The 25,172-nt window shown below is 37.9% G+C and carries 21 protein-coding genes; 8 read left to right on the top strand and 13 right to left on the bottom strand.

From position 1 onward, the window contains the following. The first annotated feature begins 28 nt into the window (after positions 1 to 28). Positions 29 to 1,312, top strand: a complete 1,284-nt coding sequence (dctA, locus tag ACZ5QH_RS09455; RefSeq protein WP_303578117.1) for a C4-dicarboxylate transporter DctA — start codon at positions 29 to 31, stop codon at positions 1,310 to 1,312. Positions 1,313 to 1,573: 261 nt separating this feature from the next. Here dctA and ACZ5QH_RS09450 read toward each other — a convergent pair whose 3' ends face one another. Next, complete coding sequence (locus ACZ5QH_RS09450) at positions 1,574 to 2,818, bottom strand: MFS transporter (RefSeq protein ID WP_303578116.1); 1,245 nt, start codon at positions 2,816 to 2,818, stop codon at positions 1,574 to 1,576. Positions 2,819 to 2,919: 101 nt separating this feature from the next. Between ACZ5QH_RS09450 and ACZ5QH_RS09445 the strand changes: the two genes are divergently transcribed. The 3 genes from ACZ5QH_RS09445 to ACZ5QH_RS09435 all read left to right on the top strand — a co-directional run bounded on the left by ACZ5QH_RS09445 (position 2,920) and on the right by ACZ5QH_RS09435 (position 5,191). Continuing rightward, positions 2,920 to 3,513, top strand: a complete 594-nt coding sequence (locus ACZ5QH_RS09445) for a TetR/AcrR family transcriptional regulator (protein WP_270387341.1) — start codon at positions 2,920 to 2,922, stop codon at positions 3,511 to 3,513. Positions 3,514 to 3,713: 200 nt separating this feature from the next. Beyond that, positions 3,714 to 4,229, top strand: coding sequence for a GNAT family N-acetyltransferase (locus ACZ5QH_RS09440; RefSeq protein ID WP_303578115.1), 516 nt, complete (start codon positions 3,714 to 3,716; stop codon positions 4,227 to 4,229). 152 nt (positions 4,230 to 4,381) lie between these two features. Next, the gene (locus tag ACZ5QH_RS09435; RefSeq protein WP_244015763.1) at positions 4,382 to 5,191 is read left to right on the top strand and encodes a siderophore-interacting protein; all 810 of its coding nucleotides are present in this window, start codon (positions 4,382 to 4,384) and stop codon (positions 5,189 to 5,191) included. Between the two features lie 127 nt (positions 5,192 to 5,318). Here the strand turns inward: ACZ5QH_RS09435 and ACZ5QH_RS09430 are convergent, their stop codons facing one another. The 5 genes from ACZ5QH_RS09430 to ACZ5QH_RS09410 all read right to left on the bottom strand — a co-directional run bounded on the left by ACZ5QH_RS09430 (position 5,319) and on the right by ACZ5QH_RS09410 (position 13,721). Further along, positions 5,319 to 6,506, bottom strand: a complete 1,188-nt coding sequence (locus tag ACZ5QH_RS09430; protein WP_303578114.1) for a glycosyltransferase — start codon at positions 6,504 to 6,506, stop codon at positions 5,319 to 5,321. Positions 6,507 to 6,607: 101 nt separating this feature from the next. Further along, complete coding sequence (locus ACZ5QH_RS09425) at positions 6,608 to 10,567, bottom strand: autotransporter outer membrane beta-barrel domain-containing protein (protein WP_464016797.1); 3,960 nt, start codon at positions 10,565 to 10,567, stop codon at positions 6,608 to 6,610. A gap of 490 nt (positions 10,568 to 11,057) precedes the next feature. Next, positions 11,058 to 11,837 (bottom strand): TIGR03915 family putative DNA repair protein, encoded by a 780-nt coding sequence (locus ACZ5QH_RS09420; protein ID WP_270385629.1) that lies wholly within the window; start codon positions 11,835 to 11,837, stop codon positions 11,058 to 11,060. Further along, positions 11,838 to 13,097, bottom strand: a complete 1,260-nt coding sequence (locus ACZ5QH_RS09415; protein WP_151957965.1) for a putative DNA modification/repair radical SAM protein — start codon at positions 13,095 to 13,097, stop codon at positions 11,838 to 11,840. Positions 13,098 to 13,298: 201 nt separating this feature from the next. Further along, complete coding sequence (locus tag ACZ5QH_RS09410) at positions 13,299 to 13,721, bottom strand: PACE efflux transporter (protein ID WP_303577069.1); 423 nt, start codon at positions 13,719 to 13,721, stop codon at positions 13,299 to 13,301. Positions 13,722 to 13,814: 93 nt separating this feature from the next. Between ACZ5QH_RS09410 and ACZ5QH_RS09405 the strand changes: the two genes are divergently transcribed. Then, positions 13,815 to 14,738 carry a LysR family transcriptional regulator gene (locus ACZ5QH_RS09405; protein WP_303577068.1) on the top strand — a complete coding sequence of 308 codons (924 nt, stop codon included), beginning with the start codon at positions 13,815 to 13,817 and terminating at the stop codon, positions 14,736 to 14,738. Between the two features lie 139 nt (positions 14,739 to 14,877). Then, positions 14,878 to 15,594, top strand: a complete 717-nt coding sequence (trmB, locus tag ACZ5QH_RS09400) for a tRNA (guanosine(46)-N7)-methyltransferase TrmB (protein ID WP_004821023.1) — start codon at positions 14,878 to 14,880, stop codon at positions 15,592 to 15,594. 126 nt (positions 15,595 to 15,720) lie between these two features. On the opposite strand, the gene ACZ5QH_RS09395 is transcribed toward trmB, so the two are convergent. The 6 genes from ACZ5QH_RS09395 to ACZ5QH_RS09370 all read right to left on the bottom strand — a co-directional run bounded on the left by ACZ5QH_RS09395 (position 15,721) and on the right by ACZ5QH_RS09370 (position 21,544). Further along, entirely contained in the window at positions 15,721 to 16,983 is a 1,263-nt protein-coding gene (locus ACZ5QH_RS09395) for a carbohydrate porin (RefSeq protein WP_303577067.1), read from the bottom strand. A gap of 267 nt (positions 16,984 to 17,250) precedes the next feature. Next, positions 17,251 to 17,958, bottom strand: coding sequence for a YoaK family protein (locus tag ACZ5QH_RS09390; protein ID WP_275059538.1), 708 nt, complete (start codon positions 17,956 to 17,958; stop codon positions 17,251 to 17,253). A gap of 48 nt (positions 17,959 to 18,006) precedes the next feature. Then, positions 18,007 to 18,684: a YoaK family protein gene (locus ACZ5QH_RS09385; protein WP_034612880.1), complete on the bottom strand. Its 678-nt coding sequence runs from the start codon at positions 18,682 to 18,684 to the stop codon at positions 18,007 to 18,009. 38 nt (positions 18,685 to 18,722) lie between these two features. Beyond that, positions 18,723 to 18,887, bottom strand: a complete 165-nt coding sequence (locus ACZ5QH_RS09380) for a DUF1427 family protein (protein WP_081407371.1) — start codon at positions 18,885 to 18,887, stop codon at positions 18,723 to 18,725. A 56-nt stretch (positions 18,888 to 18,943) separates the two neighbouring features. Beyond that, the gene (locus ACZ5QH_RS09375) at positions 18,944 to 20,818 is read right to left on the bottom strand and encodes an amidohydrolase (RefSeq protein WP_034612928.1); all 1,875 of its coding nucleotides are present in this window, start codon (positions 20,816 to 20,818) and stop codon (positions 18,944 to 18,946) included. Between the two features lie 39 nt (positions 20,819 to 20,857). Next, positions 20,858 to 21,544 (bottom strand): hydrolase, encoded by a 687-nt coding sequence (locus ACZ5QH_RS09370; RefSeq protein ID WP_004821006.1) that lies wholly within the window; start codon positions 21,542 to 21,544, stop codon positions 20,858 to 20,860. Between the two features lie 167 nt (positions 21,545 to 21,711). On the opposite strand from ACZ5QH_RS09370, the gene ACZ5QH_RS09365 reads away from it, so the two are divergent. After that, positions 21,712 to 22,596 carry a LysR family transcriptional regulator gene (locus ACZ5QH_RS09365; RefSeq protein WP_034612883.1) on the top strand — a complete coding sequence of 295 codons (885 nt, stop codon included), beginning with the start codon at positions 21,712 to 21,714 and terminating at the stop codon, positions 22,594 to 22,596. A gap of 118 nt (positions 22,597 to 22,714) precedes the next feature. Here the strand turns inward: ACZ5QH_RS09365 and ACZ5QH_RS09360 are convergent, their stop codons facing one another. Beyond that, positions 22,715 to 23,569, bottom strand: a complete 855-nt coding sequence (locus ACZ5QH_RS09360; protein ID WP_034612885.1) for a hypothetical protein — start codon at positions 23,567 to 23,569, stop codon at positions 22,715 to 22,717. Positions 23,570 to 23,724: 155 nt separating this feature from the next. Between ACZ5QH_RS09360 and ACZ5QH_RS09355 the strand changes: the two genes are divergently transcribed. Continuing rightward, on the top strand, positions 23,725 to 25,128 hold the full coding sequence (locus tag ACZ5QH_RS09355) for an aminotransferase-like domain-containing protein (protein ID WP_303577066.1): 1,404 nt from the start codon (positions 23,725 to 23,727) through the stop codon (positions 25,126 to 25,128). Positions 25,129 to 25,172: the final 44 nt, after the last annotated feature.

Raw genomic sequence — 25,172 nt, 5'->3', positions numbered from 1 at the left:
AGTGACCTTTTAGTTATGAATCTCCTCAATGAAGCTCATTAAACGCTCTTTATTTTTACAAGTAATGATTGCATTGGTGATTGGCTGTTTATTCGGTTACTTTTTGCCTCATATTGCGATCAATTTTCAAGTGTTTGGTAATGGCTTTGTCAAACTTGTCAAAATGTTGATTGCTCCACTTATATTCTGCGTCATTGTGTTAGGAATCTATGGTGCAGGAGACTTAAAAAAAGCTGGGAAAGTAGGAATAAAAACGCTGATTTATTTTGAAATCATGACCACTATCGCTCTAATTTTAGGATTAGCCGCAGCCTACATATTTAAACCTGGGCATGGTATGCACGTGGATATTTCAAGTTTAGATGCGTCCCAAATGACCAAGTACAATGAAAATATCCATGCAGTTACAGGCGTATCTGATTTCTTTTTAAATATGATTCCTCAAACTGCTGTGGGTGCATTTACGGGGAATGATATTCTGCAAGTGGTTGTCTTTTCAATTTTATTTGGCGTTGCATTATCTATGCTGTCTAAAGATGTCAGTGAACCTGTCGCCTCTTTTATTGACAAAATATCTCAAGTTATTTTTAAAATCATGTCCATCATCATCAAACTGGCTCCTATCGGCGTTTTTGGTGCAATTTCTTTTACCGTAGCAAAGTTTGGAATAGAAACTTTACTTAATCTGGGCTATTTGGTTTTAATTTATTATGCAACTGTGATTTTCTTTGTGATCGTCATACTTGGTCTGGTATTAAAACTCTTAGGCTTCAATATTTTTAAGCTCATTCGCTATTTTAGAGAAGAAATCACCATTGTATGTGGAACATCATCTTCTGATTCGGTATTACCGCAAGTGATGTATAAACTAAAAAAATTAGGGATAAAAGACTCTATAGTAAGTCTGGTCATTCCTTCGGGTTACTCTTTTAACTTAGATGGCTTTTCAATTTATCTCACCCTTGCTGTTGTATTTATTGCGCAAGCGACAGGCGTTCATCTAACAATTTCAGACCTCATCATGATTCTTTTAATCACCTTGTTTACCTCAAAAGGAGCACATGGTATTCCTGCATCAGCAATCGTTGTACTCGCTGCGACTTTATCTAGCTTTCCTGTTATCCCGGCGATTGGCTTGGTATTGATCCTTTCAGTGGATTGGCTGATTGGTATTTTAAGAGCAGTAAGCAACTTGATTGGGAATTGTGTCGCAACTTTAGTGATTGGTGTATGGGAAAATGATGTTGATAAGAAACGTGTACATCAAATGTTAGATGATCCGAACTGGGCAAAAAATGAATTGGGCAGTTAAAACGCAATTAACACATAGTGGGGAAAAATTAGAGTTTTATCTTACAGCAAAACCAACGCGCTATTACCAACTATACTATAACCAACAGAATACGCTTTAGATAAAATCCTTTAACGCTATCTTAAGCACACATATTTCATAAAAACCATTTCCGCATTGAGTCGCTGAAATGGTTTTTTATAAATCATGGCATTTACTTAAACTAAAGTCCTCAATTGAAGACCACTCCAGAAAGCACAGCAAAAAGAATCGTACTGATCATCATGACGGATCATTTGATATGGCTATGCTGTCATTAGCCATACGGTAATGTCCCCATAATACAATCACCAACACCATATCCCCTGCGCATAATGCAACGAGAAAACCCGATCTTAGCCCATAGCCATCAACCATTTGTCCAGAGATTGCTGCGCCTAGTGCCACGCCAACATTTAACCCAGCCAGTAACCATGTCATACCTTCCGTCAGGCGATGTTTTGGCACAATGCGCTCAACCAGTGCCATTGCGACGATCATTGTCGGTGCAAAAAATATCCCTGCCAGTAAAACACTACTTGCCAGCATCGTAATACTATTCACCCATAATAAGGGTAATGTACTCGCTGCAGTTGCCACGCCTCCGAGTAATAAGAGATGCTGTAAAGACATTTTCAATTTAACTGCACCAAATAATAAGCCAGCTAAACATGAACTTAACGCATATGCAGAAAGTACCAAACTGGCAGCTGCAGGCTGACCAAGATGTTCAGCAAAGGCGACACTAACGATATCAATCGTGCCTACAATGATCCCCATTCCAACCATTAACAATGTCAGCAAGCGTATCTGAACAAGCATAATGATTGAGCCGGAACGCTTATGAGTTAAATCTTGTGTGTCGATTTGGGGTTCTGTACCTCGTTGTAACACCAGTAAAAAAACACCGATAATCAACAACAATGTTGCAACCAGTAAACTTGCTTGTGCTAACACTGCTATCGATAAGCCAACAGACAATGGCGGGCCAATAATAAAGGTGACTTCATCTAGTACTGTTTCTAGTGAGTAAGCGGTTTGTAATTGAGCTTGTCCAGCATATATTGCCGTCCAACGCGCCCTTACCATGGCAGATATACTGGGCATAAAACCCGCCAATAATGCCCCCACAAACAACGTCCAATCAGCTGCCCGCCACCATGAAGCAAATACCAATATCAGTAAACCGATACTGCTGATCGTTGTTACGATAGGCAGTATGCGGCTTTGTCCATATTGATCAACTAACTTTGATACTTGTGGCGACACTAATGCGTATGTCAATACGAATACCGCAGACACTGCACCAGCCAGCGCATAGCTCCCCCTCAGTTGAGATAACATAACAATGATACCGATGCCGGTCATCGGTAAGGCAATCCGAGCCAATAGACCAGCCAAAGCAAAACCTTGGGTACCCGTGATAAAAAATAGTTCTCTATATGGACCAATCCTCAGACTCTCCTGAATACAATCTCTTGCAAACATATAAGGATTCAGTAAAAATACATACACTGCGTATGAATAAAGCATACATTCATACGCAGCGTATGTAAATAATCATACGAAGCGTATGTAAGGAGAAGTTGATGGTTCGTCGTACTCGTATTGAAATGGAAGAAACCCGTGCTGCACTGATTACGATGGCTCGAAAAGTCTTTAGTGAACGCGGTTATGCCGATACCTCAATGGATGATCTCACCGCACAGGCAGGTTTCACTCGTGGTGCGTTGTATCACCATTTTGGTGATAAAAAAGGATTACTGGCTGCAGTCGTTGCACAAATCGATCATGAAATGGATCAACGTTTAGATGTGATCTCCGAACAAGCTAAAGATATTTGGTCAGGATTTAGTCAGCGTTGTCATACTTATCTAGACATGGCAATAGAATCAGAATATCAACGCATCGTACTGCGCGATGCACGAGCGGTATTGGGTAGTGCATCTATAGATTCGCAACAACACTGTATTGATTCGATGCAAAGACAGATAGCGCAACTTATCCAGCAAGGAATCATTGAGCAAGCTGATCCGCAAGCACTTGCCTGCTTAATTTATGGTAGTTTAGCTGAAGCCGCGTTTTGGATAGCTGATGGTGAAGACCATAATCAAAGACTCAAGTCTGGAAGAACAGCACTAAACCTTTTACTCCGCGGGTTATTGATTAAAGTAGATCAATAAAAATTCTGATTGCTATGAATACAGGATTTAAATTGAAACTTGATATTCAGAATAATAAAGTCAGAGAGTTAGAATCGACATCCCTATTGTTGGCTTCAATTTAGGATTGGTTTTTAGCTTAAACCGATCCTGATTTTAACCATATACCTTTTGTCTGCTATACGATAAATTAACTGTAATTCTGAATTTTCGAGGTTTTTTTGAACTGGAATAATATAGAGATCCATTTTTCTCAAGTTGTTTTAAAACCATTTACATCTTTAGATGCTGATGAGGTATTTCAGCATATTACTCCCACCTTAACTCGATATATGGCTTGGGATCCTCCGCAAAACCGTCAAGAGTTTAATGAGATCTGGCATAAATGGCTAGAGAATATTAACGATGGGAATGAGTTAATTTTCGTCGTCAGAAACGTTGCTAATCATGAGTTTCTTGGCCTTGCAGGATTGCATCAAATACAAACGGAAACACCTGAATTAGGCATTTGGATTCGAGAAGATCGACATAAGTCAGGATTTGGTAAAGATGCGGTAACAAGCATGGTTCATTGGGCTTCAGTCAATTTGAGTTTTAAAAATTTTATTTATCCTGTAGCTGTTGAAAATTATGCCAGTCGTCATATCGCAGAATCTTTAGGTGGGGTTATTTCTGAATATAAAAAGAAACCTAAATATGATTCAGTGACTTATGTTATTCCTCCTCATACTGAATAATACAAATAGATAGATTAAATTGTTTATGATTTATTGATGCAGGATATAGAGTATCTTTGCAGTTTTATCATCAACTCTCGCGGTAATAGTGGCATTTTCATGTAAAAGCCGATACGATAATGAGAATTATTGTTATTTATATGGAATAAATCATGGCGCTGAATGCACATCGCACTTTTATTCAAGTAAAAGAGAAAATATATCTAGGTCCAAACTATGTTCGTATTATTTTTGACTGTGCAGATGTAGAGAAATTCAAATACACCAGTATTGGTGATAACAATAAAATTTTTATTCCAAGGCATGATCAAACTGCGATAGAAATTCCTGATTTTGATTTTAATCAGCGTAAATGGATTGTCAGTAATCCTGAGATGATGCCAGAAATTCGGACTTATACCCATCGAGATATTGATTTAGTCAACAAAACCCTAACCATCGAGTTTGCAATGCATGGTACAGATACGGTGGCTTGTCACTGGGCAGATCGTGCTCAACCTGGAGATCAAATTGGCGTAACCATGTCTACTGCCGCTAAAAATTCAATCCCTACAGGGCTGAATCATTATCTCATTATCACTGATGGGACTGGACTTGCAGTTACTCAAGCGATCTTAGAAAAATTAACAGCTGATGCCAAAGTATATGTCATTGCAGAAGTGGCAACTGTAGAAGATCAAATCGAACTACATACACAAGCTGATTTAGAGCAAACATGGCTGTTCAATCCAAACCCGCTTCAGCAAAGTTTATTGGCTGACGAATTGTTACGCCATCCTGAATTCATTAATCTACCAGCAAGCCGTTTTGCACATATTACCGCTGAACTACAAGCCGTACGCGCATGTCGTAATATCTTAAGAAAACAAAGTGATTGGGGCAAAGAGGATTGTTATGCCTGTTCTTACTGGCAGATTGGGAAAGCAGATAATGAACGGCAGTCTAAAGTGCTAGATGATTAAGCCCAAAGTGAATAAATGATCAATCCCGAAATCTGATTTATATTATTCTGAGTAGATGCGTTAAAACCTTATAAACTAGGGTTTATAAGGTTTTTCATTTAACTTACTCAACAATGAATATCGGTTTTTAATTCCCGTTTAAAATTTTTTCTAATAATGCTTTTTTTCCAACTCGATGTAAATTCAGTGCCAACAACTGCCCCTCATAAAAAGAGTCTTGCATAATAAAACAACGATATTCATTGATTTGATCTGTTAAACGATTGACAAGGTCTTCTGGACAATGTTCAACTAATTTTTTAAAGGCTTGATAGGACTCTTCAATTTTTCCAAGTTTGTATGCATTTAAGCACCATTCATATAGTGACCAAAATTTATAAATATCTTTCTTTAAAAATAAACGATTACCTTCCGGCATTTTTATTTCACTGGCTTGTTTGGCAAAACAGTAAGCCAATTCAGGATGATGATCCCAACTATGCCGTCTAGCCGAATGATACCAACACTCAGCTCTGTGTGGATCATGGGCTATTCCCATCTGCCAATACGATAGTGCATCTTTGTAATTTTTTTCACTTTCATAAAGTAAACCCAATTGCTCAAAACTACAGTATTTTTCATCATACCAACCTATATCTAATTCAGCCCGCTTTAGATACCATTCTATTGCTTTATCTATCTGTCCTGCATCTTTATATGATTGTGCACAATAGAATGCATAACGTGGTAATAAATCTGGATCATCACCAGAGATATAAGCCATTTCAAGGATTTTGGCATCTTTTAAGTATTTGTCTTTATCTAAACTCCGATTACCCTTTCGACCTGAAATAACGACATAAGCGCCTTGAACTTCCCCTACCTCTTGCTCATTTTTATTTTCTAAATATTCATGTAAAACACCGCGCCAATGATACTGAGCATTATTTTTAATAATGAGTTTTCTTAAATATTTTACCGAGAGATCTTCATTGGAAAGTTGAAAATAATAAGCATCTTTCTGTAAAGTCGGTAGACTTAACTCACCTGTTACTGAATCATCTGCATCAAAAATAAGAATGTAATCACTTTTTCCAAGACAAGCTTTTAAAGCAATATTACGGTTATAACTAAAATTTTGCCAAGCTTCATAAATTATCTCACCTTGAATATTTTTCGCTTTAAAAAAGTTTTCGATAATCTCTGGTGTACGATCACTAGATCCAGTATCTGAAATCACCCAGTAATCCAACTTAAAATGTTGACATATATTTTCTAATGTTTGTTCAATGATATGACTTTCATCTTTTACAATCATATTTAAGCAAAGTGACATATTTTTTCTCTTTGATTCTATTTACATACTTCTATATGAAAGAAACCTTGCATTGCAAGGCTTCTTGATGGATTTCTTTTAAGAACACTTAAATACTAGAATTAGAAATTCACTTTCCAACCAATATTTCCAATGAAATCGCTATAGTTATTACTACCCATCTGATATGAAAGATTAAACCATGCATAACTGTTTTTGCTTGTTTGCCCTTCAACACCAAATTTAACTTCACCCAAATTTGAGTTGCCAGAAATGCCATAGTAACTATTATCTAACTTCACAAGTTTGTCTTCAGAATTATAAATCCAATTTAATGCGACGTATGGGCGATAGTTTGAGCTAGCTGCAATATCTGTAGGGACCACAAGAAAGGCTTTTGCTCCAAGACGAGTTTGAATATTGCCCTTGCCTTCATCAATTAACGTACCTGTAGATTTTTCTTTAAATGAATCTAATCGAACATCTTGGTAAATAAATTGACCTTGTGGTTGAATCCAATAACTAACGCCTTCACTTTGTCCAAGTTTATAGCTAGAACCTGCTTCTATTGAGGCCGTAATTCCTGAAGAATCATATTTTTCTGTTCCAAAATCTTGTCCAGATACTTCATTTTTAAACTTACTCCACATTGCCCATGTATCGACATATGCACCAGTTTTTTCAGTCGGATTTTCAAACCAAGTTCCATACAGACCAAAGCCATAACCATCGAGTTTTGAAGATGATTTGTAATTTGTAATTGATGATTTGGAATCACTGCCTGCATTACCATAAGCAGCCATTAAGCCGACATTATATTCATCTTTTTCGCCAAAGTTTGCCAAACCTAAACCTGCATGTAAAACATAATGATGACCATCGGTATCAATCTGTCCAGATTTATCTTCAAATTCATTATAGCCCCCTACAGCTCTTAACCAGAGTTGACCGACATCATCTTTATTCATATTGGTGTATTCACTTGCACCAATACGATCTTCTAAACGATGGACAAATAAGTTATTGGCAATATTGGCATTAAAAGTATAACTACCAACCTCTGGGCGAATGACTGGTTGATGTGGACCTGTACTGCCTGTTGGACCAGTTGCTCCTGTATCCCCAGTTGCACCTGTAGAACCTGTGGCTCCAGTTGCACCTGTAGAACCAGTTGCGCCCGTAGAACCTGTGGCTCCAGTATCACCCGTTGCACCGGTAGAACCAGTTGCGCCCGTAGAACCTGTTGCACCCGTAGAACCCGTTGCACCTGTAGAACCAGTCGCTCCAGTATCACCCGTTGCACCTGTAGAACCAGTTGCGCCCGTAGAACCTGTGGCTCCAGTATCACCCGTTGCACCGGTAGAACCTGTGGCTCCAGTATCACCTGTTGCTCCAGTAGAACCAGTCGCTCCAGTATCACCCGTTGCACCTGTAGAACCAGTTGCACCTGTAGAACCAGTCGCTCCAGTATCACCCGTTGCACCTGTAGAACCAGTTGCACCTGTAGAACCCGTTGCGCCCGTAGAACCTGTGGCTCCAGTATCACCCGTTGCGCCTGTAGAACCAGTTGCACCGGTAGAACCCGTTGCACCTGTAGAACCTGTGGCTCCAGTATCACCCGTTGCACCGGTAGAACCTGTTGCGCCTGTAGAACCTGTGGCTCCAGTAGAACCTGTGGCTCCAGTATCACCCGTTGCGCCCGTAGAACCCGTTGCACCTGTAGAACCTGTTGCGCCTGTAGAACCTGTGGCTCCAGTAGAACCTGTGGCTCCAGTATCACCCGTTGCGCCCGTAGAACCCGTTGCACCTGTAGAACCTGTGGCTCCAGTATCGCCCGTTGCGCCCGTAGAACCTGTGGCTCCAGTTGCACCTGTGGCTCCAGTATCACCCGTTGCGCCCGTAGAACCTGTTGCGCCTGTAGAACCTGTGGCTCCAGTATCACCCGTTGCGCCCGTAGAACCTGTGGCTCCAGTATCACCCGTTGCACCTGTAGAACCTGTTGCTCCAGTAGAACCAGTCGCTCCGGTAGAACCCGTCGCTCCAGTATCACCTGTGGCTCCAGTAGAACCCGTCGCTCCGGTATCACCCGTTTCACCTTTCATATTGAAACTTTCAAGATACCAATCACCATTCGCATGCTTATTTAACAGATATTCATAGCCGCCTTTTACAACACGGCGTTGTAAAAGAAATTCACCATTAGATGCACCATCGATGTCATACATCAAAATGGATTCTTTTCCAGTTGGATCAACCAGATTTAAGTTATTGACCCAAACCCAATCAATACCTTTATCAATCACATTACCCGTAATTTTGACGTTATCTGTATATGATTTACCATCTACACCTAAATCACCACTCTGTCCAAGACCCGTTAAATAAGAGTCCATTAGCCAAGTATTATTTCCAGTTGTATAGTCGCCAGTAATGGTTAATTTGTCTCCAGCCACACCATTAGCCAGATCAATTTGAGAGTTGGATGCAACAACGTTTCCTTTTAAGTTAAAAGCAGATTGTGTATTTGTAAGTAGATTACTGCGATTCACATCATGAGCAACAAGTTGTGAATTTATTAAATTTAATGTTGTAAAGTTCGCTTGAGTACTATTTCCATTCGCTTCCAATTGCCAAGTCGCGTTATTTTTTAAATTGAGATTTAAAGTAGAGCTGTCTGTTTTATTTACAAGTCCCTGCATATATCCGTTTTCAAAATGATAATTGACTTGGCTTGGCGTTGTACTTGCTCCTTGAACATCAATCAAATACGCATTATTTCCCGTATTAGAAATCAGTGATGTGTTATCACCTCTAGCAGAGAAAATATAGTTTTTTTGGTTTGTTCCTACAGTAATTAAACTTGCCGTACTTGTAGCTGTTTTATTAATGATTAAATTATTAAATGTTGTAATTGTTTGATCTGTAGCTTGACTTGAATTACCACTAATATTAATAGCTTCCCTGCCTGCTTTAATCTCAGTACTAGAGGTAGCGGCATTGGCATCCAGTAAAGCGCCCTGCCAAATAATATCAATTGCAGAATCATTAAGCGCTTTAGTCGTATCTATGATCATTTTTCCTTTGGAGTATAAACGACCTTCGCCTGTACCAATTGCTGCTGTTTTCCCTAAACGAATAGCGTTTGCGCGAGTAGATGTACTCTCAATACTGATATTGCTATTATTTAAATGAACTTCTGGTACCACGCCACCTTGTTCAGAACCAGAAATATAAATTCCTATTGCATCATTTTTTTGATTTTTAATATCAATGTTTAAATCTTTATTCACCTCTACATAGCCAGCAGCACCATTACCAGAAGATTGTGGTGCTCCTTGAATTGCACGAATACCGACAACTAACGGATAATTTGATAAAAAGGATGGGTTATTATTTGCACTCATTTTAATATTTAAATTATCAAATATAGCTTTGGACCTCATCCCATTAAAAGCAGCTGTTTCTGCTGAATTAACACTTGACCCCACAACTACACCATAGTGCTCAAATCGTTCATTAAATGTTGGCCCTTTGGGTAAATCTAGCATGGTAAGATTCAATGTACCAATAGTTGAAGTACCCCCATGCGATACTCCCAGTCCTATTTTTGCAATATTATCCCCATTTGGATTGCTACTATTACTATCTAAATTTGTAATCGTGAGATCGAGTTTTTTTCCAGCGGCATTAAAAGAAGATGTAAAATTAGGTGCAGTTCCATAGACTGAAATCCCCCCCGATCCCTTGAGTGTTGTGGTTAAATCATTGGTCAGCGTTATGCTTCTGTTGGCATTTTGGCTATAAACTAAAAACCCAGTATTCCAAATACTTGTATTTCCTATTTCAGGTAAAATAGTAGATACCTCACAGTTAATATTTGCTCCAGTATTATTTGTATTATTAACCGTAACAGAGCCATTTGTTCCTTGCGTACACTCTACAGCTAAACTCGCTGAGGAAATCAGAACACCACCAATCAATAAAGTCACTTTCGATGATGATTTCCCTTTTCTCCCAAGCTCTGAACATACTACCCAAGCATTTAGGCTTACATTCCATATTAGTTTATAAATTCTATTCATGTGGTATTTCCTTGTATATTATTCTGTGATGTATTTTGCATTTTATAATTAACATATCAACAAAATAAAAACAACACAAATCACATACCACTATAAAATCAACATAAATTACAATTACTTATAAATGAATAAATTATACCATTTGATAGTATTTTCAAATAAAATAGAAAGCTGAAAAAATAAAAAAAACTGTATAAGATTTATTCAAAAAATAAACATAAAACCTTTGCCTGTGTAAAGAGTGAAGACCTTAAATCATAAGCATTACAGTGTTTAAAATAGACAGCACACATGTTTTTTGTATTCATGTAATCGCTCCCTCTTTTGAGACGTATAAAGATTAAATAAAAAATTCGGGAAGAAATAACTGTTGTGGCGCCGCTCATATAATCCATAGCAATACCATAGACAAAGCCAGACAAACATCAAAACCAAAACTATATTATTCAAGATCCAGCTATAGATACAGGCGATATCATTAATTTAATCTTTAAACCGTTTTTTCGTTCATATAGCGCCAATATCGCTTTGGTACATATTGAATATGTAGTTTAATGTTTTTCCGCGCTGAAATATTTACACTGTTAAAATAATCTTTCCAAAGCTGATCATATAGAACCTCTTGATGATCTAATTCAACACTAAAATCTTGACTAGAACCTTGATGAATCTTTTGATCAATCTCTAAGACATTCATATTGACTTGATGAACCTGTCTTAAATCATAATAGATACCAAAATCTCGTTTTTCATCATAAATAAGCCAGCGCTGGTCTTGATATCTGGCTTTAAAATGCTTTTCGATCAAAGGCAAAACATTGAAATCTGGCTTAACCAAGCTTAAAAATAATTCATCTTTACATTTTTTAAAGCGAACAAAAGCTTCCATACGGTGCTTTTCTCTTCCCACTTGTTTGGCCCATTTTGACAGTGCCAAAACATCTGGATGACCAAAATCTCGATCAATCGCTTTTTGAGCGAAGAATGCATAAACACTAAAATTAAACAGATGTTGAAAAGCATCTTCCTGTTCAGATAAAAAAGTATAGTAAAAGTTACGTAACCCACTTGCTGAAACTTTTAACTTTAGGCCTTGCCAAACTCTGTTGGCTTGAGCGTCATTGGATTCAACAAAAATCGTTTCATCAAATAAAGCGGCTTGAGTGTTGTTTTCACTTGAGACAATGACATCAAACTCTTTAAATTGAAATGCACGAAATACACAGCACAAAACCCCTGTCATGGTCCCATCAAAAATATATTTCGCCATTTAGAATAACAAGTCCAACTGGGGTGAAAGTTGTTGAGTATATTTTGAATGCCCTGTCTGTAATATTTTCTGGCGAATTTGACTGGGTAATTGATCTTTTAAAAATGGTGGAGTATCTGCACAACGAATAAAATGCATTGCCCTATTATAAGCAATCCCCAATTTTTTGATTTGATCAATATGAATTTTACCAAAGCGACGTGCTTGAACAATCTTTTTAGCCGAACGTACCCCAATTCCAGGGACTCTTAAGATCATTCGATATTCAGCTTGATTGATATCGATAGGAAATTGTTCAGGATGACGTAGCGCCCAGCTCAGTTTGGGGTCGATATCTAAGTCTAAATTTGGATGCTTTGCATTGACAATTTCAGTTGCTTCAAAACCATAAAATCGCATTAACCAATCAGATTGATACAATCTATTTTCACGCAGTAATGGCGGTGCTGAACCCACTGAAGGCAATGCTTTTTCTTCATCATTAATCGGAATATAGCCCGAAAAATATACCCGTTTTAGTTTAAATTCTTTGTAGTGATGATCAGCCATTAAGATAATATCCTGATCCGTTTCATTATGTGCGCCCACCACCATTTGAGTTGTTTGTCCTGCTGGAACAAACTTCGGCACAGTTTTTATAATTTTTCTTTCATCTTTAAATTGAATCAAACGATCTCGAACAATGCCCAAATCTTTTTGCACTTCATCATGGGTTTTTTCAGGAGCAAACTTTTTAAGGCCTTCCGCGGTAGGCATTTCTAAATTGATACTCATCCGATCTACATAAAGCCCTGCCTCATGGATAATCTCCTGTGAAGCACCTGGAATCGTTTTAAGATGAATATAGCCATTAAAGTTTTCTTCTAATCGTAGCTTTTTAACGACTTGTAGCATGCGCTCCATGGTATAGTCTGCTGACTTAAAAATTCCTGAACTGAGAAACAGCCCTTCGATATAATTTCTTCTATAAAAATTAATGGTTAAATCAACAACTTCTTGTACCGTAAAAGCAGCTCGTTTGACATCATTAGAACGGCGAGAAACACAATATGAGCAATCAAAAATACACACATTGGAAAATAAGATTTTAAGCAGCGATACACATCGACCATCTTCGGTATAACTATGGCAAATTCCAGCCCCAGTGTTACCTAGCCCACTGTCTTTATTTTTGCGGTTACTACCACTGGATGAACATGACACATCATACTTCGCAGCATCTGCTAAAATTTGCAGCTTTTCTCTAATACGCTCTGTCATCACTCACACCTAATTTTCCGAATGAACTTTAGTGATTATATAAATTATGAGCGGTCAACAACGGCGATTTCTTTATTGTTGCGACATCAGCTGTCGTATAAATTTAAAGCGTTAAATAGAAATTATTGTGCTAGAAAAACCTACATTATTTGCCCATTCAATTGAATGGGCAAATAACTTAAGCAGAAACAACTACATTTTTTAAGCTTGAGCGGAAAGTGGGACACCAAATAATCGATCAAAAGACCAATTAAAAATAAAGGTATAAATTGGAATGATAACAATTAAAGCTGCATCTAATAAAAATGCCTCTAGAAAACTAATATTCATCCACCATGCAATCAATGGAATAAGAAAAACCACCAAGGTTAATTGAAATCCAATCGCATGAGCTATACGGCGTTTTACTGTACGTTGACGTAAAGTTTGGCGTTTTTCCCATGCTTCAAAAATTAAGTTATAAATAAAGTTCCAGCTCACAGCAATCGTGGTAATCAGGAAAGCCAAAGGCCCCGTATGGGTTAATTGTGTACCCGAAAGTAGTGCCAGCCCTAAAGAAGAAATACCTAATCCAATGATTTCATAGGTACTTACATAAATTACTCTACGTTTAAGACCTTGCATAAACTTACCCAAACAGATTTTCAAAAAAGCTATTTTAATTTCAGTTATAATAATAGATAAAGACAATAGCTTTCAGTTTGACTGATACCAATTATGAATTTCACCAGCGAAAATATAGAATTATTTGTAAAAGTACTGGATACAGGCTCTTTTTCTGCTGCGGCTCGTGCCTTAAATCGAGTACCATCAGCCGTCAGTATGGGCATCGCAAATATCGAAGCAGAATTAGGCTTACTACTGTTTGAAAGAACACCCCGCAAAGTGATTCCGACAGCTTCAGCACTTGCCCTAGCCCCACAGGCAAGAATCATCTCAGAACAATTAAAACAATTGAGTAAGCATGCTTATGAACTGTCCTTAGGTTTGGAGAGTACTTTAAAAATAGGTGTTGTATCGGATGTAAACAATCAGAAACTTTTACAATCTATTGATAAACTTGCATTAAAATATCCGCTGCTCAATATCGAAATTATTACTGCACCACAAGATGATATTTTGCATTTACTGTATTCAGAACAAATCACAATTTGTTTAGCGGGTTCAGGGCAACATATCAAAATGCAAGAACATTTGCAGTTGGTCAGCATGGAGGTTGTTGTTGCAACTATATCTGCAAATCATGCCTTGATGGATCAAGCAGTTCATCCTATTTATATCGAGGATTTGGTTAATGTTCGACAAATTGTTGTCGCGAGTAGTGCGCTTGATATTGCAGATTTGAGATCGGTAATTGCTGCATCTTACTGGCGAACCAATGATCTACAAACAGCGATTGATATGGTTGAGATCGGCTTAGGATGGGGAAATTTTCCATATTCATTGGTTAAGTCACATATTGATGATGGGCGTTTAATCCAAATTGATTTTAAAAATACCTACAATCAACTTTCCGTTCCGATTTATCTGATTTGGTTAAAAGATAAAGCACTCCCTAAAGCATCGCGGGAATTAATCGAGTTAATTAGACAAAGTCTAAATGAACATAACGACGCATTGAGTAACAGGAACAGTCTTTGACTCAGCGCGCGTTAATGATTTTATTTTATCCAGTTTTCATTGTAAATTTATTAGAATTGAATGAAATTCTATAAAAAATTTGACTTGCGAAGCTCAGCACTTACAATACGCCTTTTAGATTTCTAGTATTACCTAAATCATGTCAAACGATCAAATTGAAGCACAAATTGTAGAATTAGACAATTTGCAAGAACACCGTGAAATTGTGACATTTATGCGTAGATCGTCACCGCTCAATACTTCACAACGTACTGCGCTTGAACAACATCGTGATTTAATTTTGGAATACCCTGTCGGCGATTTACGTCAACACTTTGAACATCCTGAACGCCCACTTACGGTAGAAATTGGTTTTGGTATGGGCCGCTCTTTGGTCCTGATGGCAAAAGCCAATCCTGAACGTAATTTTGTTGGAATCGAAGTGCATGTGCCTGGTATTGCGCAATGTGTTTATGAAGCAGGTATGGCAGAAGTTAAAAACCTACGTGTTTTAGATGCAGATGCAATCCAAGTTCTGCGTGAAATGCCTGACAATAGTATCAATACAGTTCAGCTTTATTTCCCTGATCCTTGGCAGAAAAAACGTCATTTTAAACGCCGTTTTGTTTCTCATGATCGTATGCCATTGGTTGAAGAAAAACTCGAAATCGGTGGTACATTCCATGCTGCAACAGACTGGGAACCGTATGCTGAATGGATGCTCGATGTTTTAGACAATCGTCCTCGTTTAGAAAATTTAGCAGGCAAAGGCAATAGCTATCCTCGTCCTGAATGGCGTCCACAAACCAAGTTTGAACGTCGTGGTATTGAGGCAGGCCATAAGATTAATGACTTTATTTTTAAGAAAATAAATTAATCCAAATCACTCTCCTTCTAAATTTATCTGTAGCATTAAATATCAAATATTTAATGCTATTTTTTTGTCTAATGTTGTCTATTTAAATTGGACTCATCCTAAAAGATTTTAGCTAGATTTTTTATGCTAAAAGTTAAGCTTTGTTCCCAATGCCAAGACCCAAGCATTGTTGACATCATGTGTTGCACCAGGGTGAACGATATATTGCAGGCTTGGGCGTAACATCAACCATTTTGTTGGATAATAACTATAATTTAATTCAATATTATATTCGGCATCAGCATTAAATTGTTTCTTGTCTTCTGCAAAACGATCATTGATATGAATACGATTCAGTGCAAAACCCAAATTATCCTCAGCTCGGCTGCTTATCACCCCATAATACTTTAAACCGATCTGTTGAGACTGATCCACCTTGTTGGTGGTACGGCTATGGAATGTAAAATTGGCAAAACTGTGTAAGCCCTGCTTTCCTACACCAACAGAAGTAAGTTGCTGGTCAAAGTTAAACCAAGCGCCATAAGTATGATTTTGTTGTTGCCTCGTCCGTATATCCTTTTGATTTTTAGCTTCATCTGCGCTGTTATACATTGCCCCTACACGATAAGTCCCTGCTAATCCATTGATTAATGATTTCGGTTGCCAGATCATCTCTATGGGAATGGTGATACCATCAGCGTGATGGGTACTCAGATTCCAGCCATGACGTTCTAAAGCATTTTGAGGGTTATATTCATAAACGCCGATTTGTACGGCCAGATCTGGGTGAAATTGATATTTTAAACGGCCACCCCATTGAGAAATTGGAGAGTTATACCAAATTCCGCTTTGCCATTTCCCCATTTGCGCAGCACAAAATGAATTATTTTGAAATTCACAAGACATCACATTGAAATCTGTACCCATTCCCAAACGCCCTAATTTAATACTGAGCCCCTGTTGTTTAAAATTTTTCTCCAAAGAAAACTCGGTCAGTCGACTTTTACTGTTACCACGACCATAATTTGCTTGAACATTGGCAATCTGTGGTGCAGATGGATCAGAAATATCTTCCGAAGATAAACTTTCTCCTTGTCTTGCTGTGATTGTTGCTCTTAATGTCATCCCCTCCCAATTTGCCAGCTTTTCTAAATCTAAAGTTGAACCAATTAAAAATTGACTGGCATATTTAGGATCATTCCCCGAATTGTAGCCACCATCGGCTAAATAAGCGCTGTCTACAATCAAGTTTGCATCTAATTTAATCCCTTGCTTTAAAAGTTCAGTCCGCATCCCCTGCCAATCACTAAACAAATAAGGACTATTTTTGTCTAAGCCGTGTTGAGCAGCATGCAACTGCATACTGAGCATTGAAACAAAAGGAATCATACATTTAATTAAATTTGACATAGGTTTACCTTAATTTTGCAAAGTCCATTATTAAAATAAATGACAGATGCTGGCTTTGCTGTTTGACAAGACATGGCTTAATTTTTGGATTTTTCAAAAATGTGAATGATGAATACGAGTTAAATCAATCAAGGCTTGATTTAACTAAAAAATGATTATTCCAATAGATATTTGAAGGAATTTTTAAGCGCCTACGTGATCACCATAATCATGACAAAAACGCCATCAAGCATGATTACTCATTGAGGTTTATTCATCATTAAGCCACTAGCTTGGTTGGACAAATCTTTGCTGAGCTGCGAGATAAGACAGATACAACACGGGTGCGACAAAGAAAGCGACACTCCAGAAATCTAGATACACATATAAAAAAGCACCTAAAAATGCGCCAATCACAAACCCCACCACAATGCTGAAACTATGCTGTAGCTTTTGCATATTGCTATCGTTCCGATCTCTTAAATAATTAGAAATATCTATACCTAACTGTGTTGTATTTCCCGTCATCATGGTGCTCGGACTAATATGTTTAATTAAGGTTTTACTTGAAGTGTTACGAATAGCTAAAGCGATCAGCCCTAAACCACCGGTAATTGCGACGGTGACACTATTGGCATCTTTAAATGGTTCAAAATATAAACCCGCAAGCATAAACCCAAGCAAAAAAATTGCTTCCCCCAAAAATAAATAACTTAAAGTGGTATGTTTTTGTACGCTACGATCAATCCAATATTTGGTGATGGCAACAGTCAGAATAAATAAGGGAATTGCCCCAAGCTTAATCCAAATCCCTGGCCCACCTTTGACCCAAGCAGCACCGGCTAAGACTAAGTTTCCTGTGACATGTGCAGTAAAAAAACCAAACAGTGCGATAAAGCCAATGGTATCAATTGCGCCACCCACAATTGTCAATAACAAAGGATCTCGACATGTTTTCCAAAACCCACTCGGTGGCGTCGTTTGTATATTTTCCATGTTCTACTCGTCATTCAATAATTAATTAGAATTAGGATCTGTCAAAACCTAAGCTTTTTTATAGTTGTCCCGATTGATGTAAATCATCAGTAACAAAACTGGGGGAAGCAAAAATAACCATAGCAATGCAAATTTATATACGATTGCAGCAACTGCGCACCCCAGTGCAAAACTCAACATGGTTGGGAAAATTGCAACAATACTCTGTCGAATTTGCAGTCTTTTTTCCTGAGAAGGTTTAGAAAAAAGCTCAGCAATATTTAACATCAATTGTGTTGTAGCACCCGTCATCACAGTTGTTGGTGATTCTTTCGTCCAATGGATACGATGCATCGCATTTTGAATCGCCATAGCCGCCACCAATAACATACCGACAGAGAAACTCATGACGGTATCGTATTTAGGAAAGGGTAAATAAAAATAGGAGCATACGGCGACAATACTAAGAAGCAAAAACATCAGCTTGAGAAAAAACGCATATGAACTGTTTTGATGGCGGATAAACTTTTGATCCAACAATTTGACTGATAAGACTGTAATACAGAACATCGGTAATGCTGCCAATTTGGCCCAAGCACCTGTTTGGCTCTCGGAGACTAAAGCCGCGCCTAATGTTACAAAATTACCTGTCACATGGGCAGAAAATAAGCCATGCAATGCGAGAAAGCTTGCAGTATCGACATAGCCTGCATTGAAGCTCAATAACTTACTTAGTCTAAATTGCATCGTTTGCCCCTTTCTCCTGTTATTACTTCACCCTATCGTTAGGATAATAAGTTTTTAATCATTGGCATGAGTTGTTCGCCAATAATCATCCCCAATAAACCGCATAGGGCCACAAAAGGTGGTGCTGGAGATTTCACATTTAATAGGTAATACAACACGCCAACCAACAACCCAACAGCCAAAGAGATCAGATAGATTTTCATAAATTTCTCCCCAATAAAATTCCACCTAGTTTCAGATGGAATTTTTTAGGTTGGTTTTAAAAAGCAAAACAAGAGCAGCCTAGTGCGCCCCAAAATGATTTTTTATCCTGATCATTGATAGGAACATCAAGCATCCATGCATGCGAATGTCCATGCATGCCACAGCTGCTAGAACATGCACACACTGCTGAATTTTTTTGTAAGGGTTGTAAGGAAGGCGCATTACGATTTTCAGAGTAGCGCCACTGCCCGCCAAATCGCTTGACTGGTGACCAATCAGGCGATGCGGGTGGAATCGGTGGATCTTGTTGCTTAAATTCGGCACCCGCATAAACCACTTTACCGTCCATCACCGTCATGACTGATTCAATAAATTGAATTTCATCGCCCTCAACAGTGAGATAGTCATCTGAAAGTACAACAAGGTCCGCATGTTCACCTGCGACTAAAGCGCCTTTATTACTTTGCTCGCCTGAAAACCAAGCCGATCCTTTGGTCCATAGTCTTAGCGCTGTCTGACGATCAAGTAAGTCTTTCTCATCATATAAAGCAAAGCCACCCACAGTTTTACCTGTGGTTAACCATGCCAAACAGACCCAAGGATTATATGATGCAACACGCGTCGCATCTGTTCCAGCACCCACTGGCACACCCAGCTCAAGCATTTTTTTTACCGGAGGCGTGTCTTTGGCTGCATCGGCACCATAACGCTGAACAAAGATTTCGCCTTGATATGCCATACGGTGTTGAATGGCAATTCCCCCCCCAAGTGCACCGATCCGTTCTATGTTTTTTTCTGAAACCGTCTCTGCATGGTCAATAATAAAACGGGTTTCAAATGGCTTTTTACCATTGACTCGTTCAAAAACATTGAGCAATCGACTAATGCTTTCATCATAGGTGGCGTGAATTCGAAACGGCCATTTCTTATCAGACAAATGTTCAACAATGGCTTCTAATTCGGTTTCCATTTTTTCTGGAAGATCTGGCCGAGGTTCATAAAAATCCTCAAAATCACCAGCTGACCAAGTCAGGTTTTCCCCCGCACCATTCATCATCAATAATGCATCGCCATCACCGGGAAACGTCATTTCTGTCCATCGTTGATAATCTTCTAACTCTTCACCGGCTTTTTGTGCAAAGAGGTTATAAGCAATACGAACGGTCATTTGATCTTTTTCATGCAATTGATTGATCACTGCATAATCATCTGGATAGTTTTGCCCGCCTCCTCCGGCATCAATCGCAGAAGTGACACCGAGTCGATTTAACTCACGCATAAAATGTCGGGTAGAATTCACTTGATCTTCGACAGGTAATTTGGGTGCTTTACCTAGTGTTGAATACAGAATTGCAGCAGAAGGCGTTGCCAATAATAAACCTGTTGGATCGCCTTTTTCATTGCGTTCTATTCTGCCCCCAGGTGGATCAGGAGTATCTTTATTAAAACCTAAGACATCTAATGCTGCTCTGTTCAGCATTGCGCTTGCATATAGATGCAGAATAAAAACTGGGGTATCAGGCGCAGCTTTATTGATTTCAGCTAAAGTTGGTAAACGCTTTTCTGCAAATTGGAATTCAGTCCACCCACCGACAACACGGACCCACTGTGGCGCTGGCGTATTTTCTGCCTGCTCTTTGAGTAAGTTTAAAGCATCTTTAACAGTCGGTACCCCTTCCCAACGCAACTCCATATTATAGTTAAGCCCGCCACGGATAATATGGAGATGGCTGTCATTTAAACCGGGAATAACGCGACGACCATTTAAATCAATCACTTTTGTCAAGTCGTTGGCCAACTTCATGATGCTATTTTCATCACCCGTGGCAAACACTTTTCCATCAGCGATCGCAATTGCATCTACTTCAGGTTGTTTCGGGTCAAGCGTGGTAATTTTGCCGTTCTTAAGAATTAACTGTACATCTGTCATGATCATCTCCATGTAGATGAATATTTATATCCATAAGGTTTATTTTGCTGACACAGGTGCAATAACTTCATGCTGCGTTGTGGTTCTTTCTGGCGCTTTATGTACCATGGTATATGCATAATCTACGCCCATACCGTATGCACCCGAATGTTCACGCACAATGTCCATCACTGCATCATAAGTTTCACGATGTGCCCAATCACGTTGCCACTCAAGTAAAACTTGTTGCCAGGTTACAGGAACCACGCCTGCTTGAATCATCCGTTGCATCGCATAATCATGTGCTTCTTTTGAAGTTCCACCTGAAGCATCGGCAACCATATAAATTTCATAATCACCTTCCAGCATCGCGCCAAAAGCGAATGTAATATTGCAAACTTCAGTCCATAAACCCGATACGATAATTTTTTTACGATGATTGGCTGCCAATGCATCACGAACCTTTTGGTCATCCCATGAGTTCATAGAGGTTCTTTCGAGCAAAGGTGCTTCAGGGAACACATTTAATAATTCTGGAAAAGTGTGTCCCGAAAAACTTTCTGTTTCTACTGTTGTAATAGTGGTTGGAATATTAAAAACCTGAGCAGCTTTAGCCAATCCCACCACATTATTTTTTAAAGTTTGACGATCAATTGACTGTACGCCAAAAGCCATTTGTGGTTGTTGATCAATAAAGATGATTTGACAGTTTTGAGGTGTAAGTTGTTCTAAAAATGCTTTATTCATTTTGATTCGCAACACATTTATAAAGGAATTTATATAAAAGCAAAAATACACGTAAACCACTAGACACTATTTTAAATACAAACTGTATCCTAAAAAGATACAATGATTGATCACTATAGAATGATGCGTTACTTTAATCATTCAAGTGAAGAGTACTTTAAAATTAAATGGATAAATTAGACTGTATCAATACGTTTATTAGTGTCGTTGAATATGGAAATTTCAGCAGCGCATCACGTCACTTAGGCATTACCAGAGATCAAGTTGCGAAAAGAATTTGTCATCTGGAAACTATTTTTAATACAGTCCTGTTCATCCGCAATACTCGCAAAATGGATTTAACTCATTCAGGTGAAAAATTTTATCAACACTCTAAAGTCATTATGAGTGAGTTTGAATGGGCAACCAGTGACTTTACCCATGACCAGAAATATCCCGAGGGTAAACTTAGAATCAATGCACCTCATTCATTTAGACATGCGCATCTTACCGAGATCATTTCTAAATTTATGACACAGTATCCCAACATCAAAATAGACTTGTTTCTTTCAGATAAGTTCTTAAATATCAGTGAAGATCAATATGATATTGTGCTCAGAATCAGTCAAGATATTGATCAGCGTAATGCCCACCTGTTTAGTACCTATCATCGACATTTTTATGCAACTACAGCTTACTTTGAAAAATTTGGCGTACCCAATACAATCGATGAGTTAAAACAGCACAGTCTATTGTTGTATTCACAAACGGATTCAAGCACTAAAATTGTGCTGAGTAAGAATAAAAAAGAAGAAACTATTTACTGTACGCCAAAATTGACATGCAACAGTGGCGATTTCCTTTTAGATTTTTGTAAACAAGATCAAGGCATTATATTTTTACCCGATTTTTTAGCCAAAAAAGATCAAGATGCCGGGAAAATTATGCGTTGTTTAGAGGATTATCATTCAAAGCAACTTTATTTTTATGCAATCACGCCTTCTCAACAAAAGATTCCTAAAAAAGTGAAGCTCTTTTTAGATCATCTCAAAAAACATTTATCTGATCGCTAATATATAAAGCTTTAGACCAGACTTTTACCTAAGAACTAAGTATTCACGGCTCATGTTGTATCTTTATACAATACATAAAGCACTTCAATAAAGCGTTGTGTATGCAAATACTCAGCATCTAAGCTTGCAAACTTGACACAGATTTGAATTTTGGACTAAACACATTGTTCTGTAATCGGGTCTGCATATATTCAGCATAAACCGATAGTTTTTCATAAATATGCTCAGAATAAAACATATCTTCGACTAGGTTTTGCGCTTGGGCTAGATCATAAAGACCTGATAAATTTAAAATTTTAGCATTCATTTCTGAAAATTTACGACATAAAACCACATGAAAATCATCTTTATATTTAAACAAAAGCTTCTGCATGTTTAATTTATGATCATGATGATCTAATTGCAGATTTATACCATCTTGATCATTTTTGGGATTTACCAAGAAAATTCGAACCTTAAAAAAACATTCTATTTCAAACAAATAATCTGGATTGATCGGTTGATCTGTAATTAAAAAGATACGATCAACTTCTGCCTGAGTCAGTGCTTTGAATAACTGAAAATATACGAACTCCTGCGCATCCCATGTTTGATCTTGTAGATCTAAAAATAAGTTTAAACTTTCTAGAACGACATCATCCTTGGTCAAGTTCATGGTTTTTTCAACCTGATAGTAAGGTTTTAAAATATCTTGAACTTGTGCAGTCAGAAGCGTTGAGTAAAGCACTGTTTGATTTAAATTCGCCAAAATAAACGGTGAAAACAAATAAGCCAAACTCAAATGATTTGAAGTAATTGCAGATTGGATAATCGCTGTACTTTTCTTTTTTGAAAATTCACGCAAGACTTTGGCACGCAACAATGTTGCTTCTAAGTTTACAAATCTTTGATTGAGTTGCTCTATCACATTTTCAGAGCAACCATGCTCACATAAAACTTGTGTGAGCACATTCAACTGAGTCGTCACAAACATATCCCTGCCTCATTCTATACTGCATCGCGTGCGACTATTTTGGAAAGAAATCAAAAAGAAATATAGCCACAAAATTTTAGAAAAAATATATAACAGATAGAGCTGTGCTGATTGCTTCTGTTATAGTTATTTTAAATACCCACTTGCATTGACCTATGTATAAATCTGAACAACTGGCCCATAGCCTAAAATTATTGATTGAAAATGGGACGTGGAAAGCACATGAAAAGTTACCCTCACTACGTCAACAGGTTGAACAGTCAGGTTTAAGTCTGATTACGGTGATGAATGCTTATCAAGAGCTCGAAGCGCAAGGCCTGATTTATTCAAAAGAAAAGTCAGGGTATTTTGTTGTAGAACAAAGCTCAGATCACCCCACTACATTACATGTGATTAATGAAACAGTTGAAATTAACTCCGTTGTTTTCAAATATTTAAAATCAACCCAGTCTGAACACATTATCCCTTTAGGTTCTGCCTTTCCCAATAGCCAGTTGCTCTACTCCGCTAAACTGATACAAACACTCGGACAACTTGCTCGACAACGGCGTAGCTATGAACAAACACCCAGTCTACCACCCGGAAATTATCAACTGAGAAAAATTATTGCTCAAAAATATGCTATGCAAGGCATCCCCACGGATCCATCTGATATTGTGATTACGTCTGGAGGTTTAGATGCATTAAATCTTTCATTGCAAGCACTTACACAAGCTGGGGACTATATTTTATTACAGCAGACGATTTTTTATGGGGCATGGCAAGCGGCTGAACGACTTGGATTAAAAGTAATTACCATCCCAGAACATCCTGAACATGGCATTGATTTAGACGCATTCGAACAGGCAATTTTAAAATATCCAATTAAAGTATGTTTGATAATGTTAAACGGTCAGAATCCAATTGGCTTTACTGTGAGTGATGAAATTAAATTAAAATTGGCGAAGTTACTCAACCAATATCAGATTTATTTGATTGAAGATGATGTCTATGAAGAACTTTACTATGATCAGAAAAAACCCCTCTCGATGAAGTATTTTGATCAACAAAATTGGGTACTACATTGTTCTTCTTTTTCAAAAACATTAGGTGCAGGTTTTCGTATCGGTTGGGTCTATGCAGGTAAATTCTCTGAACATATTCAGCACACTCAACTTATGAGCACCCTTTCAGTCAACTCATTTATCCAAAATGCCTTGGTTGAATATCTTTCTCATCGTCATTATGAAAAACATTTAAAAACTTTACGATCTACCTTGCAACGCTATAAAAAACAATATTTTAATTATTTAAAAACCCATTTACCTGAACAATGTCATGTTAATTATTATCCTTCAGGGTACTTTTTATGGATTGAATTGCCTGAACAAGTCGATAGTAATGAGATCTATCAGCACATGTTAGAACACGGTGTTAGTGTCGCACCGAGCAGCTTATTTAATATTAGCAATCAACAAAATCACTTTATTCGGATGAATTGTTCATTTGAAATGAATGAAAAGATTCAAAATGCATTAAACCAATTGATTTATATTATTGGTAAATCAGTGACGACATAAGCTGAATTTTTATAACAGATTCATCATTGCTTACTTATCTGTTA

The sequence above is a fragment of the Acinetobacter sp. Ac8 genome (assembly GCF_055392545.1).
This window is presented reverse-complemented; position numbering and strand designations above follow the sequence as displayed.